The sequence below is a fragment of the Providencia alcalifaciens DSM 30120 genome (assembly GCF_000173415.1).
Lineage (GTDB): Bacteria > Pseudomonadota > Gammaproteobacteria > Enterobacterales > Enterobacteriaceae > Providencia > Providencia alcalifaciens.
This window is the reverse complement of sequence record NZ_ABXW01000014.1, coordinates 64,685-88,188: the sequence shown is the minus strand read 5'-3', so window position 1 is coordinate 88,188 and position 23,504 is coordinate 64,685. Positions and strand designations below refer to the sequence as shown.

At 45.1% G+C, this 23,504-nt stretch carries 25 protein-coding genes and 1 pseudogene; 4 read left to right on the top strand and 22 right to left on the bottom strand.

Features of this window, described 5'->3' with window-relative positions:
* The first annotated feature begins 2 nt into the window (after positions 1-2).
* The 3 genes from cydC (at position 3) to infA (ending at position 2,834) form a co-directional block, all read left to right on the top strand.
* On the top strand, positions 3-1,745 hold the full coding sequence (cydC, locus tag PROVALCAL_RS03725) for a heme ABC transporter ATP-binding protein/permease CydC (protein WP_006657777.1): 1,743 nt from the start codon (positions 3-5) through the stop codon (positions 1,743-1,745).
* 8 nt (positions 1,746-1,753) lie between these two features.
* Positions 1,754-2,476: a leucyl/phenylalanyl-tRNA--protein transferase gene (gene aat / locus PROVALCAL_RS03720; RefSeq protein WP_006657776.1), complete on the top strand. Its 723-nt coding sequence runs from the start codon at positions 1,754-1,756 to the stop codon at positions 2,474-2,476.
* A gap of 139 nt (positions 2,477-2,615) precedes the next feature.
* Complete coding sequence (infA, locus tag PROVALCAL_RS03715; protein ID WP_004244560.1) at positions 2,616-2,834, top strand: translation initiation factor IF-1; 219 nt, start codon at positions 2,616-2,618, stop codon at positions 2,832-2,834.
* 67 nt (positions 2,835-2,901) lie between these two features.
* On the opposite strand, the gene clpA is transcribed toward infA, so the two are convergent.
* Positions 2,902-5,187 carry an ATP-dependent Clp protease ATP-binding subunit ClpA gene (clpA, locus tag PROVALCAL_RS03710; protein ID WP_006657775.1) on the bottom strand — a complete coding sequence of 762 codons (2,286 nt, stop codon included), beginning with the start codon at positions 5,185-5,187 and terminating at the stop codon, positions 2,902-2,904.
* A gap of 31 nt (positions 5,188-5,218) precedes the next feature.
* Complete coding sequence (clpS, locus tag PROVALCAL_RS03705; RefSeq protein ID WP_006657774.1) at positions 5,219-5,539, bottom strand: ATP-dependent Clp protease adapter ClpS; 321 nt, start codon at positions 5,537-5,539, stop codon at positions 5,219-5,221.
* Between the two features lie 624 nt (positions 5,540-6,163).
* On the opposite strand from clpS, the gene PROVALCAL_RS03700 reads away from it, so the two are divergent.
* Positions 6,164-6,445 carry a DinI-like family protein gene (locus PROVALCAL_RS03700; protein WP_006657773.1) on the top strand — a complete coding sequence of 94 codons (282 nt, stop codon included), beginning with the start codon at positions 6,164-6,166 and terminating at the stop codon, positions 6,443-6,445.
* A gap of 33 nt (positions 6,446-6,478) precedes the next feature.
* Here PROVALCAL_RS03700 and PROVALCAL_RS03695 read toward each other — a convergent pair whose 3' ends face one another.
* The 20 genes and pseudogenes from PROVALCAL_RS03695 to PROVALCAL_RS03600 form a co-directional block, all read right to left on the bottom strand.
* Positions 6,479-6,958: a type II toxin-antitoxin system death-on-curing family toxin gene (locus tag PROVALCAL_RS03695; protein ID WP_039861594.1), complete on the bottom strand. Its 480-nt coding sequence runs from the start codon at positions 6,956-6,958 to the stop codon at positions 6,479-6,481.
* 12 nt (positions 6,959-6,970) lie between these two features.
* The gene (locus PROVALCAL_RS03690; RefSeq protein ID WP_006657771.1) at positions 6,971-7,150 is read right to left on the bottom strand and encodes a hypothetical protein; all 180 of its coding nucleotides are present in this window, start codon (positions 7,148-7,150) and stop codon (positions 6,971-6,973) included.
* A 211-nt stretch (positions 7,151-7,361) separates the two neighbouring features.
* Positions 7,362-7,678 (bottom strand): annotated as a pseudogene (locus PROVALCAL_RS19450) (DUF4376 domain-containing protein); the annotation flags it as partial.
* Between the two features lie 94 nt (positions 7,679-7,772).
* Positions 7,773-7,928 (bottom strand): hypothetical protein, encoded by a 156-nt coding sequence (locus PROVALCAL_RS20230; protein ID WP_226890326.1) that lies wholly within the window; start codon positions 7,926-7,928, stop codon positions 7,773-7,775.
* A 386-nt stretch (positions 7,929-8,314) separates the two neighbouring features.
* Positions 8,315-11,977, bottom strand: a complete 3,663-nt coding sequence (locus tag PROVALCAL_RS03675) for a TipJ family phage tail tip protein (protein ID WP_006657767.1) — start codon at positions 11,975-11,977, stop codon at positions 8,315-8,317.
* Between the two features lie 55 nt (positions 11,978-12,032).
* The gene (locus tag PROVALCAL_RS03670; protein WP_006657766.1) at positions 12,033-12,638 is read right to left on the bottom strand and encodes a tail assembly protein; all 606 of its coding nucleotides are present in this window, start codon (positions 12,636-12,638) and stop codon (positions 12,033-12,035) included.
* Positions 12,635-13,345 carry a C40 family peptidase gene (locus tag PROVALCAL_RS03665; RefSeq protein WP_006657765.1) on the bottom strand — a complete coding sequence of 237 codons (711 nt, stop codon included), beginning with the start codon at positions 13,343-13,345 and terminating at the stop codon, positions 12,635-12,637. The genes PROVALCAL_RS03670 and PROVALCAL_RS03665 overlap by 4 nt, the downstream gene beginning before the upstream one ends.
* Positions 13,342-14,085, bottom strand: coding sequence for a phage minor tail protein L (locus PROVALCAL_RS03660; RefSeq protein WP_006657764.1), 744 nt, complete (start codon positions 14,083-14,085; stop codon positions 13,342-13,344). The genes PROVALCAL_RS03665 and PROVALCAL_RS03660 overlap by 4 nt, the downstream gene beginning before the upstream one ends.
* Positions 14,082-14,417, bottom strand: coding sequence for a phage tail protein (locus tag PROVALCAL_RS03655; RefSeq protein ID WP_006657763.1), 336 nt, complete (start codon positions 14,415-14,417; stop codon positions 14,082-14,084). Before PROVALCAL_RS03655 ends, PROVALCAL_RS03660 begins: the two co-directional genes overlap by 4 nt.
* Before the next feature lies 1 nt (position 14,418).
* Positions 14,419-17,700, bottom strand: a complete 3,282-nt coding sequence (locus PROVALCAL_RS03650; protein WP_006657762.1) for a phage tail tape measure protein — start codon at positions 17,698-17,700, stop codon at positions 14,419-14,421.
* A 20-nt stretch (positions 17,701-17,720) separates the two neighbouring features.
* The gene (locus PROVALCAL_RS03645; RefSeq protein ID WP_006657761.1) at positions 17,721-18,011 is read right to left on the bottom strand and encodes a phage tail assembly protein T; all 291 of its coding nucleotides are present in this window, start codon (positions 18,009-18,011) and stop codon (positions 17,721-17,723) included.
* A gap of 11 nt (positions 18,012-18,022) precedes the next feature.
* Entirely contained in the window at positions 18,023-18,400 is a 378-nt protein-coding gene (locus tag PROVALCAL_RS03640) for a phage tail assembly chaperone (RefSeq protein WP_006657760.1), read from the bottom strand.
* A 3-nt stretch (positions 18,401-18,403) separates the two neighbouring features.
* Positions 18,404-18,871, bottom strand: a complete 468-nt coding sequence (locus PROVALCAL_RS03635) for a phage tail tube protein (protein WP_006657759.1) — start codon at positions 18,869-18,871, stop codon at positions 18,404-18,406.
* Between the two features lie 60 nt (positions 18,872-18,931).
* Positions 18,932-19,267 carry a tail completion protein gp17 gene (gene gp17 / locus PROVALCAL_RS03630; RefSeq protein WP_006657758.1) on the bottom strand — a complete coding sequence of 112 codons (336 nt, stop codon included), beginning with the start codon at positions 19,265-19,267 and terminating at the stop codon, positions 18,932-18,934.
* Complete coding sequence (locus tag PROVALCAL_RS03625) at positions 19,267-19,713, bottom strand: HK97-gp10 family putative phage morphogenesis protein (protein WP_006657757.1); 447 nt, start codon at positions 19,711-19,713, stop codon at positions 19,267-19,269. The genes gp17 and PROVALCAL_RS03625 overlap by 1 nt, the downstream gene beginning before the upstream one ends.
* Positions 19,706-20,029 carry a phage head closure protein gene (locus tag PROVALCAL_RS03620; RefSeq protein WP_006657756.1) on the bottom strand — a complete coding sequence of 108 codons (324 nt, stop codon included), beginning with the start codon at positions 20,027-20,029 and terminating at the stop codon, positions 19,706-19,708. The genes PROVALCAL_RS03625 and PROVALCAL_RS03620 overlap by 8 nt, the downstream gene beginning before the upstream one ends.
* A gap of 8 nt (positions 20,030-20,037) precedes the next feature.
* Positions 20,038-20,340 (bottom strand): head-tail connector protein, encoded by a 303-nt coding sequence (locus tag PROVALCAL_RS03615; protein WP_006657755.1) that lies wholly within the window; start codon positions 20,338-20,340, stop codon positions 20,038-20,040.
* 88 nt (positions 20,341-20,428) lie between these two features.
* Positions 20,429-21,661: a phage major capsid protein gene (locus PROVALCAL_RS03610; protein WP_039861593.1), complete on the bottom strand. Its 1,233-nt coding sequence runs from the start codon at positions 21,659-21,661 to the stop codon at positions 20,429-20,431.
* A 15-nt stretch (positions 21,662-21,676) separates the two neighbouring features.
* The gene (locus PROVALCAL_RS03605; protein ID WP_192941392.1) at positions 21,677-22,333 is read right to left on the bottom strand and encodes an HK97 family phage prohead protease; all 657 of its coding nucleotides are present in this window, start codon (positions 22,331-22,333) and stop codon (positions 21,677-21,679) included.
* On the bottom strand, positions 22,272-23,504 hold the full coding sequence (locus PROVALCAL_RS03600) for a phage portal protein (RefSeq protein ID WP_006657752.1): 1,233 nt from the start codon (positions 23,502-23,504) through the stop codon (positions 22,272-22,274). Before PROVALCAL_RS03600 ends, PROVALCAL_RS03605 begins: the two co-directional genes overlap by 62 nt.

Here is a 23,504-nt window from a genome sequence, read left to right as displayed (position 1 = left end):
AAATGAAAGTATTACTGCCCTTCTTAGCCCTCTATCGCCGCCATTGGTTTTTGATTTCATTAGGGATCATTCTGGCAATTGTCACTCTACTTGCAAGTATTGGGCTGCTTACCCTATCAGGATGGTTCTTAGCGGGTGCTGCTATCGTGGGTGCTCCGGGGATCTATTTCTTTAACTATATGTTGCCAGCCGCAGGTGTCCGTGGTGCTGCCATTTTTCGTACCGCAGGACGCTATGCCGAGCGCTTAGTTAGCCACGATGCCACTTTTAAGGTCTTAGCCCATCTACGCGTTTTCGCTTTCAGTAAAGTGCTACCGCTGTCTCCTGGTGGGATCAGCCGTTTCCGCCAAGGGGATTTATTAAATCGATTGGTTGCCGATGTGGAGACTTTAGACCATCTTTACTTGCGTGTTCTGTCTCCAATAGTTAGCGCCTTCTTTGTGACATTTGTGCTAATCATCGGTCTGAGCTTCCTTGACCCTCGCCTTGCATGGACTCTAGGCGGCGTAATGTTGTTTTTACTGTTCACGATGCCGATTGTTTTTTATCGTGCGGGTAAACCTATTGGGCACGAACTCACCGAACTCCGTGGTAATTACCGCACCGTTTTAACTTCTGCATTACAAGGACAAGCCGAATTAGCCTTGTTTGGTGCCACTCAACGTTTTCGCCAAAACTTATCTAACATCGAAAATTCATGGCAAGCGCGTCAACAACAACAAGCTGCACTCACGGGGCTATCTCAAGCAATTATTCTCTGTGCATCAGGACTAACAGCAACCTTGCTATTATGGATGGCTGCTGAGCATGTGGGGGGAAATACACAACCGGGTGCGTTGATTGCTTTATTCGTTTTCTGTGCATTGGCTGCATTTGAAGCCTTAGGTCCTGTGGCTGTGGCATTCCAACACATGGGACAAGTCATCGCGTCAGCGACTCGAGTGTCCCAATTAATGCATGCGAAGCCAGAAGTGAGCTTTGTTAATCAAAGTCACGAGCTGAAGTCTCTTGAAAGTTTAATGATTGATAATGTGACCTTTACGTATCCAGAGCAACCTTTTGCGGTTATCAAAAAAGTCTCATTATTCGTCAAGCAAGGTCAACATATTGCGTTATTAGGAAAAACCGGCTGTGGAAAATCGACCCTACTTCAATTACTCACTCGTGCTTGGGATGTCGACAGTGGTGTGATTACGATTAACGGTCAGCCAATTCAAGAATACAGTGAAGAAGCGCTGCGTGGAGCAATGTCTGTTGTACCTCAGCGTGTCCATGTGTTCAGTGATACCTTACGCAACAACTTACTGCTGGCGAATGAACAAGCCTCTGACGAACAACTTTGTGATGTTTTAACCCAAGTCGGCTTAGATAACTTATTGGATACCCAATTAAAATTAAATGCTTGGATGGGTGAAGGTGGTCGTCAATTATCAGGAGGAGAGCAGCGCCGCTTAGGTATCGCTCGTGCACTTTTACATAATGCGCCACTGGTATTAATGGATGAGCCTACCGAAGGGCTAGATGCTCATACTGAGCAACAAATTCTCAGTTTACTCAAACAAAAATGTGCAGATAAAACCCTGATAGTTATCACCCATCGTCTGCAAGGTTTAGAGCAAATGGATACTATCTGTGTGATGGATAATGGCGAAATCATTGAACAAGGCTCCCACCAGCAACTGTTAGCTGAGCAAGGTCGCTATTATCAATTCCATCAGCGTCATTTGGTTCAGCAAACTCGCTGAGGTGTACCATGTACCAGTTAGATGACGACTCTTATCTGTTCCCTCCCGTGTCTGAAGCGATGCGGGAACCTAATGGATTATTAGCGATTGGCGGAGATTTATCATCCCGCCGATTACAATCTGCGTATTATGATGGTATTTTTCCCTGGTTTAACCCTGGAGAAGTACCATTATGGTGGTCTCCTGATCCTCGAGCTGTTTTGATGGTGGGTGATCTGCATATCAGCCGCTCCATGATCAAAACATTAAAAAAATCCCCTTATCGCATTACCATAAATCATGCATTTAAAAATGTGATTGAAGCTTGTGCAGTACGTCAAGAAGGGACTTGGATACTGCCTTCCGTACAGGCTGGCTATCTCGCTTTACATCAAGAGGGTTTAGCGCACTCTATTGAGGCATGGCATGGCGAGAAATTGGTTGGAGGCTTATACGGCGTGAACATGGGACACCTGTTTTGTGGGGAATCCATGTTCAGTAAAATGAATGATGCATCCAAATGTGCTTTTATTACATTCTATTTTCATTTTTTGCGCTATAATGGGCAACTTTTTGATTGTCAGGTACTTAACCACCACACCGCCTCACTGGGTGCAACGGAGATCTCCCGCAGGGATTTCCTTCATATTCTTTACCGGTGGCGTGATCTGCGAATTGACCCAGCATGCTGGTTACCACAGTCAATTGATTTACCACAATCATTTGAAAAATCACCACTTTTTAAGAAATAAAAAGTGACAATACAGTAATTTTATCCCCAACTGTGCGAAAGAAAGATCGCTTTAAAATGCGACACTTCTTTACTTAGTGTGGGTTTTTGGGCATTATCTTGCCCGTAAAAAATCACGGTTATTAGACTTAGAGGATTAGATGGCCAAAGAAGATAATATTGAAATGCAGGGAACGGTTTTGGATACCCTGCCAAATACAATGTTCCGCGTTGAACTGGAAAATGGTCACGTCGTGACTGCACACATCTCTGGTAAAATGCGTAAAAACTACATCCGCATTCTGACAGGCGACAAGGTAACTGTAGAGTTAACTCCTTATGACCTGAGCAAAGGTCGTATCATTTTCCGTAGCCGCTGATTTTCGATTTTCAGGCAAGACCTGACAAGACCACAGGTGCCCAAGACACCTGTGGTACTAGCTATTGTCAGATTACAGCATCCTCTGGAGAGGCCTTGTGTACGCTACTGAAGCTGTATGTCAGTGTGTGACTATTTTCATCAAGCCCGATACTCACCGAGCCACCATTCGTTAACGAACCAAATAACAGTTCATTCGCTAATGGTTTCTTCAGGTTATCCTGAATGACACGCGCCATAGGTCGGGCACCCATTGTTTTGTCATACCCTTTTTCACATAACCAACGGCGAGCTGCTTGGCTAACCTCAATCGAAACGCCCTTCTCATCAAGCTGAGCTTGCAGCTCGACAATGAACTTATCAACCACCTGTGTGATGATATCCATCGACAGTGAATTAAACCAAATGATGCCATCAAGACGGTTACGGAACTCCGGTGAAAATGTCTTTTTGATTTCTGACATTGCATCCGTACTATTGTCTTGCTCTGCAAAGCCAATCGAACGACGCTGAGTTTCTTGTACTCCTGCGTTTGTTGTCATCACAACAATCACATTGCGGAAATCCGCTTTACGACCGTTATTATCAGTTAACGTACCGTGATCCATCACTTGCAGAAGGATATTGAACACATCGGGGTGCGCTTTTTCAATTTCATCCAATAACACCACGGAATGTGGGTGCTTGATAACCGCATCGGTTAACAAACCGCCTTGGTCAAAGCCTACATACCCTGGAGGTGCACCAATCAACCGACTAACCGTATGGCGTTCCATGTACTCGGACATATCAAAGCGCAATAGTTTCACATCCAATGCTTTCGCTAATTGGACCGTCACCTCGGTTTTACCCACCCCTGTTGGTCCTGCAAATAAGAAGGAGCCTACGGGTTTATGCTCTAGCCCTAAACCAGCGCGATTCATCTTAATCGCTTCAGAAAGCGCTTCAATCGCATTGTCTTGCCCGAAAACTAACATTTTCAAGCGAGAGTCTAAGGTTCTTAAGCGGTCTTTGTCGCTGGATGAAACCGTTTTTTCTGGAATACGCGCAATACGTGCCACCACGGTTTCAATTTCAGGTACACCAATCGTTTTCTTCCGCTTACTTGGAGCAACTAAACGAGTTCTTGCACCTGCTTCATCAATGACATCAATTGCTTTATCTGGCAGATGGCGGTCAGTAATGTATTTCACAGACAAGTCCACCGCTGCTTGAATCGCTTTTGCGGTGTAACGAACATCATGATGGGACTCATATTTTGGCTTCAAGCCATTAATAATACGTACAGTCTCTTCAGGGGATGGCTCCACAATATCAATTTTTTGGAAACGGCGAGCTAATGCCCTATCTTTCTCAAAAATATTACTGAACTCTTGATATGTGGTGGAACCAATCACTCGAATACGCCCACTCGATAAAAGTGGCTTAATCAAGTTTGCGGCATCGACTTGCCCACCCGATGCGGCTCCCGCCCCAATAATGGTGTGAATTTCATCGATAAACAGGATGCTTTTCGGATCTTTTTCCAGCATTTTTAGCAACGCTTTGAAACGTTTCTCAAAGTCGCCACGATATTTTGTTCCTGCTAGCAACGAACCAATGTCCAAGGAATAAATAGTGCAATCCTTCATCACTTCAGGGACATCGTTTTGTTCAATGCGCCATGCTAAGCCTTCTGCAATCGCTGTTTTACCCACGCCGGATTCCCCAACTAATAATGGGTTATTCTTACGGCGACGGCATAGTACTTGAATAGTACGCTCTAATTCAGCTTGACGTCCCACCAGCGGGTCAATATTCCCTTTCTTAGCCTGCTGGTTAAGATTCGTGGTGAAGTTGTCCATATGGTCTTCTGAGACTGGCTGCTCTTCGCTTGACGGAGCATTGTTAGAAGCATCCTCTTCTGAGGAGGATGAATCCTCACCTTTGATGGTTCCGTGGGAAATGTAATTAACCACATCAAGGCGGCTAACATCATGCTTACGTAATAGATAGGCGGCTTGTGATTCTTGTTCACTAAAAATCGCCACCAGCACATTAGCGCCAGTCACTTCATTACGCCCTGATGATTGAACATGAAAAACAGCACGTTGCAGCACGCGCTGGAAACTCAATGTCGGCTGAGTATCTCGTGTATCATTTTCAGGTAATAACGGTGTAGTTTGGGCAATAAAATGTTCAAGCTCTTGTCTAAGGGCAACCAAATCAACCTTACAAGCCTCTAATGCTTCACGCGCAGAGATATTACTCAACAACGCCAGCAATAGGTGCTCCACAGTCATAAATTCATGGCGATTGTCTTTCGCTCTGGTAAAAGCGACATTTAGACTAAGCTCCAGTTCTTGATTGAGCATAAGCACCTCCCAAAATTGATATTAAGACTCTTCAGACTTTCTCTATAGTACACAATAAAGGATATTCATGTTCCCTTGCAAAAGCATTGACTTGAGCGGCTTTCGTTTCTGCAATTTCAGCAGTATAAACACCGCAAACACCTTTACCTTGAAAATGCACATCTAACATTATCTGTGTAGCGCGTTCTTCATCAAAAGAAAAGTATTTTTGTAACACTTCAACAACAAAATCCATCGGCGTGTAATCATCATTATTTAACAAAACCTTATACATTGATGGTGGTTGCAGCGCCTTTTCAACTTCATCTTTAAAAATTGTGTCAGTTTTAAATGTGCCCAGAAAATCACTCATTACTTTCTTGCTCAGTCGTGTTGCTCAGTGTGGAAATTCAATTTAAGCATAGCCTTTATTATCAATGATATCTATCCGTTAAATAGCACTTCAATAAAGCTAGGTCATTAAAAATATTTTGTCTTCATTTTGATACTAAATACTCAATTTACGTCAGTGTACCATGGGCTGATAGCAGACTTGTAGATCCTAAATTTTGTGATCCATATCAAATAATTTAAAAATTCACGAAAAACGCTCATCGGATTATTTTCAGTTTACTCAAAAAGCCAAAATCCGACTCTTGACCAAATATCCCTATCCAATACAGTATGAAATGCGAGCGATAAACCTCGTATTTATACCTAGTTTGCATGTGTATTTTATTCATGCGCTTAATAATAACCTAACCAATTGATTAATAATAATTTAAATGGCATTTAGCCTTGGTTTTATGTCATTTTCAACTATCATTTAACCTCTTGATTTAACGATATTCCTTAAATAGTTTTGGGGAAGCCATTTTCTCAGTCATAAGATAAATTTTACCTTATTTCTTGACCTCCATTAATATTTTACTGTATATAATCACAGTTATAGTTTTTCTGTTTTTATATACAGCGTTTTATATAAGGAGAATATACTATGGTTACGATTAAAGTTCGCTTCGCTGCAAGTATGAAAGGCAAGTTACCCATGGGGACTTTCGATGCATTGAGAAATGAAATCACAAAAAGATTGAGTCCAAAATACCCCGATTTAAACATCGATATCAACTGGGGATCTCAAGCTAATGTGTCTATTGGTGGTCTTGGAAAGAACGAAAAGAAAACCTACATCGAAGAAACACTGGAAGAAATATGGAATGATGGGGATTGGATGCCTGAAATGAAAGAAACTGAGGAAGTGGAGTATTTCGATAAATGATCAGATTGCGCCAACCACTCGAGCTGGCGCTATTTAGTCTATATTTATTTTAATTACAGAACAGGTTTCGATATTTACTTGTTTACAGCATAGCTGCCTAGAGTCAAAGTCCCTTGACCAATTGCAAAGCCAACTATCTAGCTCATCAAGCGAATATTCTTTAGTTGCCAAGCCCCGAGCCATTTCAACTACTTCATCTTCCGGGGCTGTTAGTTCATAACCATTGAGCAACAAAAAGACATACCCAGCCATCATGGCTGTTCGCTTGTTGGCATTGGCAAAAGGATGATTTTGAATCAGACTTTCAATTAACACAGAAGCAAGAACAAACATGTCATCTGTTTGCTCGTAATATTTCACTTGGCTTGGTCTTGATTGGGATGAACTAAGGTTATTGAAGTTCAATACTTTGATAGGCTCATTGGGAGTTTGCAACTCTATCAATGTTCTATTGATGTTTATTAGATCATCAATAGATAGATAGTTAATCCCTTCGACAAACTCCCCTGTGATGTTGATCACTCACTATACCTTAGCTAACTTTTCCATGGCTTTTTCATAGCGAGTGAAACCAAAGTCAAAAGCATTCTTGACTTGATTATCATGATTTCCTTGCTCGCTCATGGCAGCTCTTGGTGCTGCAATTTTACTTTTGTCACGAGCAGGTATATTCAAGCGATTAGGCTTTTGCAGTGCGTGACCCATATTAACCTCGTTATAAACCAATGAGTTATAATTTACATCTAGGTATACGATGCGTATTACCTCTGATTATAATGTAAGTTAAGCTACATTAAGTCAACAGTTTTGCTTGTATTTTACATTGACGCTCGTATAATTCGCGCCCAGCAAGATTGGCACCACCTAAAAATAACTACGCCACTCGAAAGTTTCTAATTTCATCGAGATTAGACAATTATTCGAGCTTATCTTTCATCGCACGCTGGCGTTGGTAAATTTCATCATTACGCTCGACTTGTGCTTGTGCCATTGCCCCCACCAGTGCGTCGAATTCCGGCATTGATAACACAACCTGTTGATTATCTGCATCCCCCATGCCATCACGTCACGAAAAAGACCTGATTTCGAAGCCGTCACTAACGGGTAAAGACGCGCCAATGAATCAGCACCAGCATTCCATGTATGACCTCCTCACTCAAACGTAAATGACTGTGACTCCTGTTCTGCACGCCATGCGACAATTTCCTGTCGTTTGGCAGCTTTTGCTGCCGCTTCGGTGTATTATTTAGTCTGCGCAGCAACTTCCTCTAAACACTTAACCACATCCGGCTTTAAATCCACCCCATTTCATACCAACAAAAATCATTTAACGTCCCCTAAATCGCACTTTCATCAGCAACAATTTCCACACATACTCTTCACTCTGTCGTGGAGGTTTTAAATACACATTATACGCATCTTTTTGCGTAACGAATTCATAACCCCCTTCCGCATCTGTTGTAATAATCGCAGCCGTATGCATAACCACATCAGATGAATTGACTTGAGCCCTTAACGTTATCTGACTCCCAACCAATGGCGCTCGCCGCATTCACTAATGCGCCAGAAATTAATACCGTCATATAACCTCAATAACAAAAAACCACCCGAAGGTGGTATTAAAATTATCCGTAACATACTAAATCAATAGATATTCAGACAAATAGATTTAACCATCATTGCTACTGATTTATCGGATTAATGAGTGTTGAGCCTTCTTTATATATTTCAGCCCTCTCTGTATTTGAGAAGATCAGTATCATATTTCTATCTGTAGTTCTCGATAAAACGATTGTATATGCACACTACTATGCATCCTCCTCTCCTTTGGCTGGAATGGGAATACTATAACTATTGACTGTTAACCTGCTAAATAGGCATGAATGAAGAGGAATTATGTTTACAAACAATAATCATCGCGGGATGAATGGTAGTCTTGCAACCGTTTTTATGATACGTGATATATCTAATCGTCACCTTCGCATCTTTAACTGCCGCTTTGAGTGTGACATACAACGAACAAATCAGCCTTCGATCTTTTTCTGTCGCAATTACCGTAGTTTGAGGCGAGTATTTAATGCCATTGATGATAACTTCTACACGAGTAGAGTGAATCGCGCCGGGCACAGATCCCTCCGAGGTGAATTGCATCGTTGGCATCAATAAATCAACCTCATAAGGCATTCCTCCTTTATAAATGACAGAGGTTTCTATGATTTGGTCATAACGCTTACCATGGATCTCACTCTTAGATACTTCCTTATAAATTGTTGCCGTTGCATTATCACCAACAAGCTTATCAACATAAACTGTTCCCCTAAATTCACCATCTCTCGCGTAAATTTTTCCTCTAAATATTCCATCATTAAATTCAGGGGTACCATTTTTATTAATTTGCCATCCTGATTTACCCGAAACGAAGTTATTCGACTGAATCACATTCCCTATTTTGGCATTGCTAATCGATGCATCGGCGATGAAGGATTCACGCATGAAAATCTGCCCATTTTTCATGAACATCAAGGGTTCCATTCGCCCTCGTGTTGGGTTAAAAAAGGCAAAATTATTTGCATTAAACCCAATAAACGATTCGATTTGTCCCCCTTTCACTTCCGCGCTCACCATCATGCTTGCCGCGTTATATTTTTTCCCATCAACCATAATTGTGATGTTTGTACTGTGCATCGCGTACCCGGCATTTTGTTTAAATTCCGCCTGCATCTTGGAGTTAATCAGCGCACCTTGATTATCCAATTTCGCCTGAACTTGCTTCTGTGATTCACTGAAAGACCTGTCTAAATTCGTCACCGCTTTATCAAGCCGAACAACGCCTGCGTTTACCCCATTAATTGATGCGGTCACTTGTGCGTATTTTTCTGCCCACGATTTTCGTTCATCCGCAAACCCACGCTCTAACGTTTTAAGTTGAGATTGTGCCTGTTCATGGTTTACCGTAACCTCTTTCTTTACTTCTTTAATTGCCGCACTATTGACTAATACCGACTCATTTAACCAATCCAGCTCTTGAGAGAGCTGTTTCCCAGCGTCTGTCGACATAAAATGCTCGTTCAAATCCGGCAAGATGGTATTCACATCAAACTCAGATTCTCCTCGCACCCATGACGTCCACTCGGATTCATTACCCGATTTATCAACAAGCCTTGCCCGAAAATAAAATGTAACACCGGCAGCTAACCCCGCCAACTCATGGGAATGCGAGGGATAAGGCACATCAGCCAACAACAAGGGATCATTACCATCATGGTTTTTACAATACTGGATTTCCGTTTTTAACGTGTCTCCCGTATTTTTATCAAACCCCCAGTCCAGCTTAATCCCGAAGACCAGCGGAGAAGCGTTGAAATTCACAGGCTTCGGCGGATTACCCACTTTTCCGGTCAGTGTCGTTTCGGGCGCATTTGCCCACACACTGGAAATTTCAGACGCATTAATTGCACGGACCCGCACTTGATATCGACCGGAATAAATCCCGTCAACGTCAAACCCCAGAGATGATGTCCTTGGTGCATTAACCCAATTCCCGTTGTCACGACGCCATTGAGCCTCATAGGCAATCGCACTTTCAGCAGCGTCCCAACTGACACTGAGAGTGGTAAACGCCATGCCTTGATCAACCCTAGAATAAGATGAGATTTTTACGTTTTTCGGTGCTAGCTGAACACTTGGAGGAATAACTGTAATAGGACGCTCATCAATTCGCGCACCGGAATCAATGTGCTCATAGTTGTCAGGATTATGAATAGCACCGCTAATGGTGTACGTGTTATCGCCATTGTCGGTAATATTAATCACTCGGTACAACTGTACAGCCAAATCATTCGAATCCACCACCCACACTGCGTCTTTTTGCAGTGTTTGAGAATAACCTACCGAAACCGTCACCACCTTTTTATTCACCGCCGTCACGGTACGTGCCTCTGACTTTCCATCCGGTAGGTTGATGATTAAACGGTCGCCAGCTTTCAGTGATGTTTCTCTATCAAGTGTGATATTTCTCCCATTAACAGCAGAAATACGCCCGCCCGTATCTCGCCCTGCCAAGTTTGAATCAGCTACGGCAATGATATGACCCGGAGAGGGGATCGCCCCTTCTAACCCTGTAGCAAAAGTGATCATGCGGTCATTGGCATTAGTCAATAATGCCCAGCGACCACGACGATTTGCTTCACTTCGACGAGTACATCCAATCGCAGAGAGTTCTGTTTTGCGCACGCCATAACGATGCTGGAGCTTTAAATCCGCAACCGCTTCGATATCATCTTTGCTGTGGTTATCCGTATCCGTAAATGAGATCAGTGCTTGGGTGTAACGATTCTGGATACTACCCCCCGAATAGGACGGTTTTCCCCCAACAATATTGGCATTAGTAAACGTACGAAAGATTGGTGCAGGCATATCAGCAATCGCATTGACTTTATTGTCCGCCCAAAAGGTCATTCCACGAAAAATAGCCGCAACATCGCGTAATACGGTATACGCTGCCTCTTGTGATTGAATATATACATCACATAAAAAACGAGGCTCTTTACCGTCACCTCCTCGCCCATCAGGCACCAATTCATCACAATACTGTGCGATTTTGTACAAATCCCACTTTTCAATCTGATGGGCTTTAATTCTGTCACCACAGCCATAGCGATTGTTCAGGACTAAATCATAAAACACCCAAGCCGGGTTATTGGTCGCCGCCAGCTTAAACGTTCCATCCCAAACACCTGCGTACGTTCGGTTTACGGGGTCATAATTTGTCGGCACTTTAATGAATAACCCCCCTGTCGGGCGAACACTAATTTTAGGGATACGGTTGTTAAATTGGCGGGCATTAAATGTCACAAACAAAAGAGCGGTATTAGGATACCGTAGCTTGGCGTCAATCACCTCAGTGACCGCAGCAATCGAGACTTTATCGGCAATACGAGCAGTATTCTGATTTTTGGTGAGTCGCCGAACGCGTAATTGCCAGCCGGTCGTGGCTGAGGGTAAATCGACACGATGGGTGCGCTGATACTCACTGGTCGTTTTTCCATCAAATGCAGATTTAACGAGCTCGTGATACCCAGCACCATCAGTAGATAAATCAATCGCATACTCAATACGATATCCCGTTGTATCACCATTATCATGTTGACGCATTAACTGAGGCACCGAAAAGCGAAGGCGAATCGCGGATAACTGAGTATTATTAATGGTTCTAATGTATGGCTGATCGTCTTTCAGCTCCATGCCGACGGCAATATCATTATCGACCGAGGGAATGCCTTTGATGTACTCTTGCTGTTCGCTGCCGGGACGAAACTCCCATGTCACGCCTTCGAAGTTTTTTGTTCCATCGGCATTACCAATCGGTGTCCCATCCAAAAAAATACGCGTATCATCCAAGCCGCCAGCAATCTCGCCCTCAGATATCGCTAACAGAATTTTGGCTGTCGATTCAGAAAGTAAATTATCTTTTGCTTCTACGGGCGTATGACCGCCCCCACCGCCACCTTTTGCACCGTATATCGTTTCCATATTTCACCCATAAAAAAGCGGCAATTAAGCCGCTCGTGTTCACGTATTCGTTTTGCTATTTCTGATCTTCGGTATAGATCCCCGCAGAGATAATGGCACCGCCGACTTCGCGGCGCTCTAGCCCATATAACAACGGGACGGGATTACCTTGTGACGTCGTATTCACCACGCCACCAAACGCATAAGAGGGTTTATTATCCGCATCTTGCCGCATGGATAAGCCTTGAGGCTGAGGCGAGAGCATTTGCACCACACCACCGAGTGCCATGGCAGCACCACTCATCGCCAATGCCCCTCCCCATGCCCCCACAGCGGTAAATGCGACAGAGAGACCTCCCGATAAAAATGCGGCAGCACCAATTAGCGCAACACCCAGTATGGTCTGGAAAAAACCGCCACGTTTGCTCCCTTTAATCACGGGGACAATACGAATATCTTCGCTAGTATCAAGATACAGCTCATCCTCCTTGATGTTCCGCTTACCTTTGAACACCGCAAATTCCAACCCTTTAAGATGGGCATTCGCGAGAAACTGCTCAAACCCATCATAAAGCACGGATAACGCTTTAATGGCTTCACGGGGGGAATCAATAGCAAGCCGATGTTCACGTCCAAATTGGGTACCTAAAACACCATAGAGCTGTATTGTTTTTAAACTCATGCCAACTCCTTACGTCTGACTATTTTCACGGTTCTATCGCGCCAATAATCACTGTAGGGGACAAGGCAACTCAGTTGTCCGTACAAATGATGAAGCAGCATACCATTCACTATCACCCCTGCATGGTTCGGAACGTCGGCTTGCACTTGCATAATGACCATATCGCCTTCCTTTAAATCACCGGCAAACTCGACAAAGCCCGCTTGCTGCCAGTTATCCATATACAAGTTTTCCCCCGCTTCCCACCAGTGTCTCTCGACGCTGTAATTAGTCAGCTCAATCCCGTGCATCTGTCGGTAATAATCCATAATGAGCGACCAACAATCTGCGTGACCAAGCACAAACGGACGACCTTCTAATTCACGTTCTGCGCGAGGCTGGATGATGCGAATGTCACCTTCTGGCCATGATGCTATTACCCATGGTAACCCCGTCGCATCACACTGCAGCTTATCAACTTCACTCGGTTGAGACGTCACCCCATCCCCGCAATGACTATGCACAATCGCTATTGGCTCGCCCCAATCTTCAGCGTTCGCATAATCTTCAGGGGAAAGTTCAAAGTGTTCTGTGGGATTATCGGAGAGGTTACGGCAAGGGAAGTATTTTTTGACTCGGCTTTTTTGGCAGATAACACCACAAGCCTCTTTGGGATATTCCGCTTTGACATGCTGAAATATCGCCTCCGTTAATTTCTTTGTGATCATCGTATTAATCCCGCTGCTGGGAATCCTCCAAAATCCAAAGGCTCATTTTCACCAAAGCGTTTTTTGCAATCACTAATAAGTCCACCGCACTTATCTAATGCGGGATCATCAACTGGCTCACCGCGTTCATTAAAGTAATTATTGCCGGTATAGTTACAGCCTCGTCCGCTTCGATAATCGCCTTTCATACACCAGAAACAGAGATTGTGAATTTGGCGACCGGGGATCATAACCCCTTGCAAATCGAACGGACTCGATAACTCAAATTCAACTGTTTCTCCCGCGACTTCGCTCATTTTTCTGTCGATGAAATAAACCTGTTTGAAAAATTCTTCAGGGTTAGCAGTAGGATTTCCCTCTGAAAAATTCTTAGCATCTAGATAGTGCGCGAAGGTTTCATAAATCGTCACTTTCACCAGTGCCATATCATCGAATTGCAAGCACAACGAGGATATCAGCCCCTCGATATTCGCCACTCTTAGTCGGGGTCTGGCTGGACTACCATCACTGTTTTTAGCCATGCCCTCGATTTCATAAGCCCATGCGCCATATTCATGCCCTTGCCACCAAATGGACTTTGGCTTGATGCCTCCCCCCGCGGTATCAATATCTTCTGAGGTGTGCAGTAAGTTATAAGCATGAAAGCGAAGAATAGGCGCATCAAACTCACTACCGTCCACTTCAATTAATTGAACCTTATTCCCTGGTTCTAATTTTTGAATGTCAGATGTTATGTTCATGCACTAAATGCCTCAATAAATGTGGTCGTGACTGCATACTGATTACCGCCTAATGCTTTCACTTTGTATTGTTCACAACGAAAAAAACCGATTGAGCGAAGGGGAGGCTTCCAAAGAAAAAATTTATGTCCCCCATGACGATCAAAAAAGGCAACAATCTGTTCGATCATTGCCTCTCCACCAACAAATTCCAGTTGCCAACTATCAGAGCGGTGATTTAACCCATCACCTGCTGTTTGTGTGTATCCATCACCGAACTGGGCTTTTTTAACTCTGAATGTTGTCTCACTTTGTGCATTGATACGCGGACACCAAGTGAATGTTTCTATCATATTAGCGCTCTCTTCGATACATCATCATCCATAGTGGCGTGCCTTCTCTTGAGGCTTGCTCATTAATTACCTGAACAATTTCATTTTTTAATTGCAACCTTGCACCATTCGCATCGCCGGAGGACTCTCGCTCAGGTTTACCGTCACTCGTGATATAAATGTCACCAATGCCAATATTGATGGCTTGATGGCGCATAACGGATGCAGGTGTGTTTTGTGCTTTCTCTAAGCCGAGAACACGAACCCCTAACGAACCATCAACACTTCGAGTCAGTGGCATAATCGCTTCGGGACCCGCTTCCCCCATTAAGCCCGCCCCTTTTGCAAAAGCAAAATAGGTAGGCGTGCTCACTATCTGATTGCTATAACGACTGAGGCTCGGAGAGTCATAAACGCCCCCTTTCGCATTGGCAACCGCCCCGCTCAGAAATTTACCCACACTGCCTATCACCCCGCCTGCACTTGACAGGGATTCAAAACTGCGCACCATCGCAGCATGAACCAAGATTTTTTGAATGGATTTAAGCACATCCACCGACCACTCACGCCAACTGGCTTTGTTGTCGTTTAGCATCTCGGTGATGTTATTCACCATTCCCCCCATCGCATTCTGCACGGCGGATGCTGCCTGCACAGCATAATCTCCGCTCTCTGCGACCCAATCCTCCAGACCTCGAGAAACACCACTACGCCAATCTGATTGCACCGCCTTAAGATTCTGGTATTTCAAGTCCAGTGCTTCAAGTTCACGATGATAGGCTTCTGTTGCAGCATCTTTCTTATCCGACTTTTCAAAAACACGCTCAATCTGTTGGCGCTCATCGTAATAACTGCGATTGAGGCTCCCCATACTTCGAGTTTCATCAATCTGTTTGGCATCATCATGGAACTTTTTAGCCCCGTCTCGCATGGCTTTTAGCGCATCATCCATTTCGCGCTGTTTTCTCACCGCCTCATCCGCTTTTTGCGTCCACTCCGCCAGCGCAACTGAAGACGCACGGATCGCCTTACGCTGCTCATCCGTCCATTTCGTTCCCGCTTCATGTGCCGCCGCATACAACTCAGCAGCTTTCTCCCCTTGAGTCGCGCGAACTTTCTGCACCTCAGTCGCTATACTCAAATCCGCCATTTTACGTGCATACTGTTCTGAGCGTCTTTCAGCTTCGCGTTGTGCGTTGTTGTACGCATTTTGCGCATCCTTCCCAGCTTTTATCGCCTGATTCTGTTTTTCCTGATTACGGTAGATGACAACCTGATTATCAATATATTTCTGACGAGCCTCTTGATGAGCCATATCCTTCGTCAGTCCCATGTCATCCGCGGCAAATTCTGCCTGACGGATAACCTTTGCCTCCCCGGTTAGCACCGATAATGCTTTATCCCGTTCAGATTTTTGTAGAAAATCCTGTTGTTTGTCACTCAAGGGCGCAGCGGGGATGCGCATCGGACTGCTCACCAACGTCTGGCGATTACTCAGAATTTGGTTACCGATAGACATTATCCGGTTAAATTCAGAATGCTCAGCATTCATCATCAACAAGCTTCGGCGCATATTTGCCTGTGCCAGCGTCTGTTGACGTATCAGAAAATCACGTTGACTTTCAACTGCTTTTAACGCTGCCTGAATTTCTTCCGATTTCTGCGTCAGTGCATTGAGCCTACTTTGCTCCACAAAAAGTGAACCCTGTGCAGCCGCAAGGGATTTGACGACTTCCTCCTGACTCGTCAGGTGGTTAATCAGATAACCATTGATACTGGGACCCGGTGAAGCCAAAATCTGCTGATACCCGTTTATCGCTGATTTTATTGCCTCGACTTTCTGGCGCTGCTCATCAATCAATTGATTCTGTGCAACTAAAGATGCTTTGGTTTTACCCACATTATCTGAGGTTTCCGGCAAGGTCATTTTATTGAGATTAGCTCGAACCTGCTCGATCGCAGCGGCATATTCAAGCGCCGATTGTCTCGCTTGTTCCTGCTTTTGGTACATTGCATACCATGCACCCGCCCCCAACATCACCAATCCAGGAATACCACCAACTAAACCAAGCGCACCACCAAGAAGACGGGAGCCAATTGCGGTCACATTGTTTAAGTTTTTCTGGGCAGTATTTCGCGCAGTGATATTACGAGCAACTAAAGCCTGAGTCCTGGCAAGACGCTTCTCTGCGGCGGCTTGTGCCTCTGTCCCTTTTGCTGCCATCAGCGCTTTTTGAGCGCGATACTCTGCGGCGCGTGCTCGAGCCACTGCAATCTGAGCGCCTTGTACCTGAGCCTGAGCCAGTGCAATCTCACTTTTTGCCGCATTTGCCACCCCGATGGCAGATCTGACAGCACTGGCAGTCAATCCACCGAAATACCGCGCCAGCCCGACACCCACCAAAGCACCCGCAACAGTGGCGATATTGTTGATATTATCTGCAATACCATTTAATGCGCCGGTTAACGCGCTCGTTGCTCCAGATGCCTCATTCGCACCACCAACCCACGCCATAAAGGCATTTTCAATTTTCTGCGAAGCGCCGCTGACCGTCTGCGGTAATTGCTCAAACTCCTTTCTAAGCTGTTCGGTGTTGGTTAAGATTGGCACAATCTTATCCATGGTGAGCTTGCCGCTCTGTGACATTTCGCGCAAACCACCAATGGTAGTCCCCATTCCATCAGCCAGCAATTTCGCCAGTCTTCCGCCGTTCTCCATCACCGCGTTAAACTCTTCACCGCGCAGAACACCGGATCCGAGAGCCTGACTTAACTGTGTGATCACGGAGCTGGCTTCTTCAGTACTGGCGCCCGACAACTTCAGCGAGGTGGCTATCGTTTCCGTGACGTTCGCCACATCCTCGGAAGCATAGCCCGCATCTCTCATCGACTGGGCAATACGCGCATATAAATTGGCGTTTGCCGCCAGCGATGTCCCTGTGCGCTGACTCAAAGACATCAGCGCTTGCTGAGCGCGACTAAAATCTTCTGCCGACACAGAGGCTAACTTTAAACGACCACTCAATTGACTCCACGTATCGGCATAATGAATCAACTGAGAGGTGGCAAAAGCGCCTGCCATTGCCCCCATCACCCCGGTAGCAGTCGATTTGATGGATGCCAGATCGCGATTCAGTTCACGAATTGCACTTTTCGCTTCCCGTGATGCCGCCGCACTCCGGCGCCCTCCCTGCTCCAACGCCCGGTAATAGTTTTCGCCCATCCGTGATGCACGAGCTATCTCAGCCTGAAACGAGGATGAATTTGCCGATATTTTAATAATTAGTTCACGAAGCTTTGCCATTAAATGCCCCCGTTATCGCCTTACAATCCACCTTCTGATATCGACTGCAAAAATTCCTCCAAACTGTCATCTGCAACTCTCTCGTCCCGAGCACCCCATCTCAACATTGCATCATGCAGGCTGAGTTTCCCCCCTTGAGCACCGTACAAAGACGAAACGATATGCGCCGTTTGTATGTCTCCGCGGATATCCCCAATCGGACTAAGACGATCAAAAGCCATCCACATGATCAGTTCATCGGCGCTCATCGTCCTTGTCAGTTCATCCACTGTGCGCCCCATCCGGAGCGCCAGTGTCATCAGGAAAAACATTTCCGGCTGCGCTACTTTTTTTCTGCTTCATCCGGCGTGGTCATCAGATCTAGCGCCTGTTTCAGCAAACGAGCATGAACAGGACCATAAATCCCCATCAAAATATCGATATCTTCATCAGCGAAGACGCGCTCCTTGTCTTCATCAAGGAGGATATCTGAAAACATCACCACATCCGCACGTAAATTGCGCTGAGCCTGTTCCGCTTCAGAGTATTTACCTTCACTTTCTGGCTCTGAATTCATGAGCTCACGCCACTTTAGCCACGCCGCTGAAGAAGGTTCACGTAAAATAACTTGCACCCCATCCCATTCAGGCACCCCCACCCGTTTAGAACGGAACGCATTTTTTGGACTGAGCGCTAACTGTCTTAATATTGAACTTGCCATCGATTACGCCCCTTTTCCTCGTCCAGCGACTGAAGGGGTCTTAATCGGAACCGGTTTACCTTTCACGCGTAGTGTAAATGAGGCAGAAACCACGCCACTGGTTGCAACACTCCAACTGTTTTGACGAACTTCCGCCAAAAAGGCATAACCATTACCGGAAGGAAACTCCACTTTAAACGCATGGATAGCGTCATTGTCATAAGCCGTTCGCAGCGCTTCTTGCCCCTCATCCGGAGACCAATGCCCGGAAATGGTGATTTCCCCCGGAGATGCCAATCCATTCGTCATTTCCTGCTCTGTTGAGCATAGTGTCGTCACATCAATATCGGATTTTTGACCACCGGTATAACTGATTTCTTTTGCCGCACACGCAAGTGGTAAAAACTCCGCAGAGGTTGGGTTGGCTTCCGTTGCAGGGAGCTTAGAAATGCTAATTTTCGTTCCCTGTGTTTTTTCATATTTACTCGACATCGTTATTTTCCTATCAGTATAAAAAAAGCTGCCGAAGCAGCTTATGGGAAAGGGAAGGGATTATTGCCAAACTTGGCACTCTATGGTGGCTCGATACAATGACGTATCGGGTTCATAATCTTGCTTTCGCACGATATTCACAGGTGCTAACACCTGAATGGCTAGCAACGCTTTCGCACGTATATCACGCGCCATGTCGGGTGTTTTTGCATAAACGTCGATCTGGATCTGCGTCATGGTGCTCGCTTGCCCACTCAACACATCCTCATCAATATCGTAAAAAGAAAAGATTAACCACGGCGGCGTGATCGCTGGCTCCTCTTGCGGCGCTACATAAGGAAAGACCTGAGAAGGTAATACCGGTGACAAAAGGTGAAATAAATCGGACTCTGTCATCAACGTAATACCTCATCAATAGCTTGATTCAATTTACTGATCGCAAAATTAGCCGCCTCATCCGCTTTAGCATCAAATGCTGGTCTGATAAACGGTTTAGGCGCCATTTTAGATGTACCGTATTCCAAAAAACGCCAATAAAAGGCATTTCGAGGATCGCTCGCTTTCAAAGTAGTATCACTGTTATTGCCGGCTTGATTCGAACCTCGAACATACACACCCGCGGATACTGTCCCCTGCTGGCGATTGCGTTGAGTCATCGAGACAATATTTTTTGCCAACTTACCAGTTCGTTTCGGTGCTTTGGCTCTCGCTTCATCTCGCAACATTCCCGCCGCCTCAGAGACCGCTTGTCGTAAGACTTTGTGATTTTCCGCTTGGCTGAGTAAATCTAAATCCTGAGAGATATTCAAAAGCTCGCCAAAATCAAGATGCATATCAACCATCTTTCACCCCGTATTTACACAACAATTCAAGCCGGGTAAATTTCACATCGGGAATTACCGCCTGAATTCCATAAATTCGCCCGCGATAAACCATCCGACAAGCTGGATGAATATCAGCTCGGTAACGCATCCACACGCGAACCGTCACCTCAGACATCTCCGCCCCTGAAGACATCAATTCTCGACCACTGATTGAATTGACCTCAGCCCATGTTTCGCAAATTGGCATCCATGTTTTTTCTCGAGTCCCGGAGCTCAACGGTTTCGTCACGGGTCTTTCTATTCTGACTCGATGCCGCAATCGACCTATATCCATTTTTTCTCCTACAGATTGATAAACCGATAAGGCTCAAGCAGCGCCTTGAAGCCAGGAGGGAGGGATGAAGACTCGCGATTTTCATAAAAATGACCGACGACTAGCATGATCGCTAACTCAATATCATCTGAAATGAGCAAGCCATCCGGATCTGACTCAGGAATGGTGTCCTCATACAGTTTCCGATTAATGTAATTTTCCACTCGCTTTTTGGCTGCCAATAAATAGGTCTCCAATAGATCATCTTCAACAACATGATCTTCATCGATCCGACATTGAATTTTTAATTTTTCTAGTGTTGGCAATGGCATGATTTCACCTAACTGCCTGCGCCCCTATCTAGATCGCAGGCACAAAAAAACCGCAATTAAGCGGCGCTTGATTCAAGGCAATGACATCTTATTTAGCGGCAGCTTTACCCACCAAAGCTTTAATGGCAGAGGTATCTTCAAGCACGCAGTCAAAACGGTGAAACGCCAAGAATGCCGTTTGATCAAAATCGGCAAAACGCTCAACTAAACGGCGTAATGTCATATAGGTCACACGGCGCACGATAAAGCGATCAAAGTCACCACAGTAAATAAACTTATTCCCCGCCCCCATGTCAGCAATGGCTTGGTCAATAGTGTACTGCATACCTAAAATCGTAGATGGCGCAACACCAATAATTTCAGGTAACCAAAGCGGACGCCCCTGCGCATCTACTAACTCAGTAATCACTTTAAGTGTGCTGTCGTTAAACGCTAAACGAAATTTACTCCCGTTACGATAAGCTGGATCAATAGAATGCTTAAGCGCATTAATATCTTTCCACCCGAAAGACGCAGCTGCATCAACCGTGCCAGTCACCGATGCTTCAAGCCCTTTTGGCTGTAACGGTGTACCTTTTCCTGTACCTTTTACTAGGTATTTTGCCTCACCACGCCCAATGCGTTGAGCAATGCGTCCCGCGAGATAAGCCTGCATATCGATGCCACTATCTTGAAGTAGCTCATTCGAAACTCGGATCATTTTTGAAGAAAGTTTTTTAGCACCCAATGTTGCCGAACCAAACTCCACATCTTCTTCGGTTGTCTGGGTGTTTTCACCTAACAGCTCACCTTCCTCCATAGTGCCGTCCGATGTTGACCAGATAATATCTTGACCGTTGGAGGTATTGAGGATCCGAGCGATATTGGCAATACCACCATAAGCTTTCATCTGCTCAACTACCTTGTTAAGCATCTGTGTTGGTACGGTAAATCCCCCTTTTTCATCTGGCGTAACACCTTGTGCTCGGGCTTCTTGATTCAATTCACGCAATGCTTGGCGCTCTTCCGCTGTTAACTCGCTAGCACCACAACGCAAGAATCGGTCAAATGCAGCATTACGACGTTCTGCCTGTGTTTTATCTGAGTCGCCTGTCGGCTGATTGCGCTGCTCTTGCGCTTTATCGTCAACAAACGCTTGATCTAAAGAGCGGAGTTGCTCTTCACGTTCAATCTGCGCATCCAATTTTTCAAGTTCAGTTTTTGCTTTATTCCATTCAGTACGCTGCTCATCCGTCATCATACCGTCACCCACATTTTCGTGGATAGCGCGCATCTCTGTCGCAATGGTGTTACGTTTTTGTTTTAATTCATGAAGCTTCATCGTCATAGTATTACCTTATGCATTGAGTAAAGTTAAAACGCGCTCACGCGCTAATTTTTGATTAATGGCTTTCTGCAAGTCGCCGCTGTCTCTCGCCTCTTTCCATGCATTCATTGAACGTATAGCTGCGCCAGCTTCCTGATAGGCGGGATAAGTCACCGGACTCACATCGAATAAACGAGAAAATCTGTGAATTTCACGAATAATCACCCCATCATCATCCTGATACCAATCTTCGCCATCTCGAGCGACACGAAAGGAAAAAGAACTCTGATTAATATCCCCACGTTGCATAGGAGCCAATACCAAATCGCGGATCGTTTGGGTATCAGGTACGGTAATGTCGTAAACCAAACCGCGCTCATTCACACTTAATGACAAAGTCCCCGCCGCTGTTCTGCCCAAAATATAATTAGGATCATGGTTAAACAGCCCTCGAACATCATCATTCAGTACGTCATCAAATGCGCCCGGCTTAATAATTTCTTTAAATCCACACATCAACTCGGAACGAGAATCAAAAACAGAACCTAACCCGATTATATGGGAGGCGCTCCCCTCATCTCTGGACTCTGCTCTCACTTCCCCGATATAGCAGCGAGTTTCTTGGTTACTGCTCACTAGTATCTCCTTTGAGTTTTTTTGTTTGACTCCCCACAGGCTGAGTCGCATTCACACTGACTAACATTTCATCCAGCCCATCAACTGGGTTCATATCTTCGAAAGCGCGCACTTCATTTCGACTCATCCAACCATCAGTAATAGCAAAATGATAAAAATCAGCGCGCTCTTTAGCGGTACCTCGCAATAAGCCCGCCAAATTAAAACGCGCGTAAAATCCTGCCGCCCTTTCTTGTCTTGTGAATAAGCGCCGATTCAGCTCCTGCTCCCAATTCACTACCCACGGCATGATGGTATGGCGTACAAATTGAATGGATTGTTCTGAGATATTTGAATACGTCGCTTTTTCAAGATCATTAATCATGTGCGCAGGCAGATTAAATATGCCCGCAATCATCGAGCGGTTCAGCTTTAGCATATCAATGAGCTGAGCATCGACAGGGGAAACTGTTAGCGCCTTGTAGTCGAGATCAGCAGGGATAAGCATGGTTTTATTCTCCTGACTACGGAGTGCGGCGCTTGCCTTTTGCCACATATCTTTTATACGCGCCCAACCGTCTTTATTTAGATCACCTTTAACAGACAAAATTCCTGCTGGTCTAGCGTTACCACCAAAGAAAGAGCTGGTGTATTTTTGCCCACTCATCCCCATACCAATCGTTTCAGCATGCTGAGCAATCGGGCTTAACCCCATCCGTTGATTATTTCCCAAAGCACGAATGTGGATCATGTCATCAGGGCTGATAGCAAAATTACCGCAATCATTGTAAACGCCGTAGGTATAACGCCCCCCCGCATTCAATAGAGTGGTTTCCCACGGCATACACGCCTCAAGACTAACCACTTCACCTTTACGATTACGCACAACCTGCGTGTAACCATTCCCCCACCCTAAAATGTGTCTATGCTTGGTTTCACGCCACTTGTAACTGGTTTGCCAGTTATTCGGTTCATCGTGAATCAAATAAAATAAGGGGTGATCTCGTGCTATCTCAACTGTATTGCCAGACTTTCGCATGACATGCAGGGGCATTTGGGCAATTGAAGAAGAAAGAACATAAATACACGCGTATACTGCCGCTAATTTCATCGATGTTTCAGGGCTAACATGCACATCTGCCGTAAAAACCCCCTCGGTATCAATCGAGTCGGCGGTAATTGGCGTTGAGGGATTTTCTATACTCGTCGGTTTATCATGACGAAATAACGCATTCAAAATCAC

Bases quoted from the DNA above. Each gene is read 5' to 3' on its own strand.
- aat (WP_006657776.1), top strand. From the start codon at position 1,754: ATGTACCAGTTAGATGACGACTCTTATCTGTTCCCTCCCGTGTCTGAA.
- infA (WP_004244560.1), top strand. From the start codon at position 2,616: ATGGCCAAAGAAGATAATATTGAAATGCAGGGAACGGTTTTGGATACC.
- clpS (WP_006657774.1), bottom strand. From the start codon at position 5,539: ATGAGTGATTTTCTGGGCACATTTAAAACTGACACAATTTTTAAAGAT.
- gp17 (WP_006657758.1), bottom strand. From the start codon at position 19,267: ATGACAGAGTCCGATTTATTTCACCTTTTGTCACCGGTATTACCTTCT.
- PROVALCAL_RS03645 (WP_006657761.1), bottom strand. From the start codon at position 18,011: ATGTTTTTCCTGATGACACTGGCGCTCCGGATGGGGCGCACAGTGGAT.
- PROVALCAL_RS03675 (WP_006657767.1), bottom strand. From the start codon at position 11,977: ATGGAAACGATATACGGTGCAAAAGGTGGCGGTGGGGGCGGTCATACG.
- PROVALCAL_RS03615 (WP_006657755.1), bottom strand. From the start codon at position 20,340: ATGCCATTGCCAACACTAGAAAAATTAAAAATTCAATGTCGGATCGAT.
- PROVALCAL_RS03650 (WP_006657762.1), bottom strand. From the start codon at position 17,700: ATGGCAAAGCTTCGTGAACTAATTATTAAAATATCGGCAAATTCATCC.
- clpA (WP_006657775.1), bottom strand. From the start codon at position 5,187: ATGCTCAATCAAGAACTGGAGCTTAGTCTAAATGTCGCTTTTACCAGA.
- PROVALCAL_RS03605 (WP_192941392.1), bottom strand. From the start codon at position 22,333: ATGCGACTCAGCCTGTGGGGAGTCAAACAAAAAAACTCAAAGGAGATA.
- PROVALCAL_RS03640 (WP_006657760.1), bottom strand. From the start codon at position 18,400: ATGGCAAGTTCAATATTAAGACAGTTAGCGCTCAGTCCAAAAAATGCG.
- PROVALCAL_RS20230 (WP_226890326.1), bottom strand. From the start codon at position 7,928: ATGCATACGGCTGCGATTATTACAACAGATGCGGAAGGGGGTTATGAA.
- cydC (WP_006657777.1), top strand. From the start codon at position 3: ATGAAAGTATTACTGCCCTTCTTAGCCCTCTATCGCCGCCATTGGTTT.
- PROVALCAL_RS03655 (WP_006657763.1), bottom strand. From the start codon at position 14,417: ATGATAGAAACATTCACTTGGTGTCCGCGTATCAATGCACAAAGTGAG.
- PROVALCAL_RS03620 (WP_006657756.1), bottom strand. From the start codon at position 20,029: ATGGATATAGGTCGATTGCGGCATCGAGTCAGAATAGAAAGACCCGTG.
- PROVALCAL_RS03700 (WP_006657773.1), top strand. From the start codon at position 6,164: ATGGTTACGATTAAAGTTCGCTTCGCTGCAAGTATGAAAGGCAAGTTA.
- PROVALCAL_RS03690 (WP_006657771.1), bottom strand. From the start codon at position 7,150: ATGGGTCACGCACTGCAAAAGCCTAATCGCTTGAATATACCTGCTCGT.
- PROVALCAL_RS03625 (WP_006657757.1), bottom strand. From the start codon at position 19,713: ATGGTTGATATGCATCTTGATTTTGGCGAGCTTTTGAATATCTCTCAG.
- PROVALCAL_RS03660 (WP_006657764.1), bottom strand. From the start codon at position 14,085: ATGAACATAACATCTGACATTCAAAAATTAGAACCAGGGAATAAGGTT.
- PROVALCAL_RS03665 (WP_006657765.1), bottom strand. From the start codon at position 13,345: ATGATCACAAAGAAATTAACGGAGGCGATATTTCAGCATGTCAAAGCG.
- PROVALCAL_RS03670 (WP_006657766.1), bottom strand. From the start codon at position 12,638: ATGAGTTTAAAAACAATACAGCTCTATGGTGTTTTAGGTACCCAATTT.
- PROVALCAL_RS03610 (WP_039861593.1), bottom strand. From the start codon at position 21,661: ATGAAGCTTCATGAATTAAAACAAAAACGTAACACCATTGCGACAGAG.
- PROVALCAL_RS03635 (WP_006657759.1), bottom strand. From the start codon at position 18,871: ATGTCGAGTAAATATGAAAAAACACAGGGAACGAAAATTAGCATTTCT.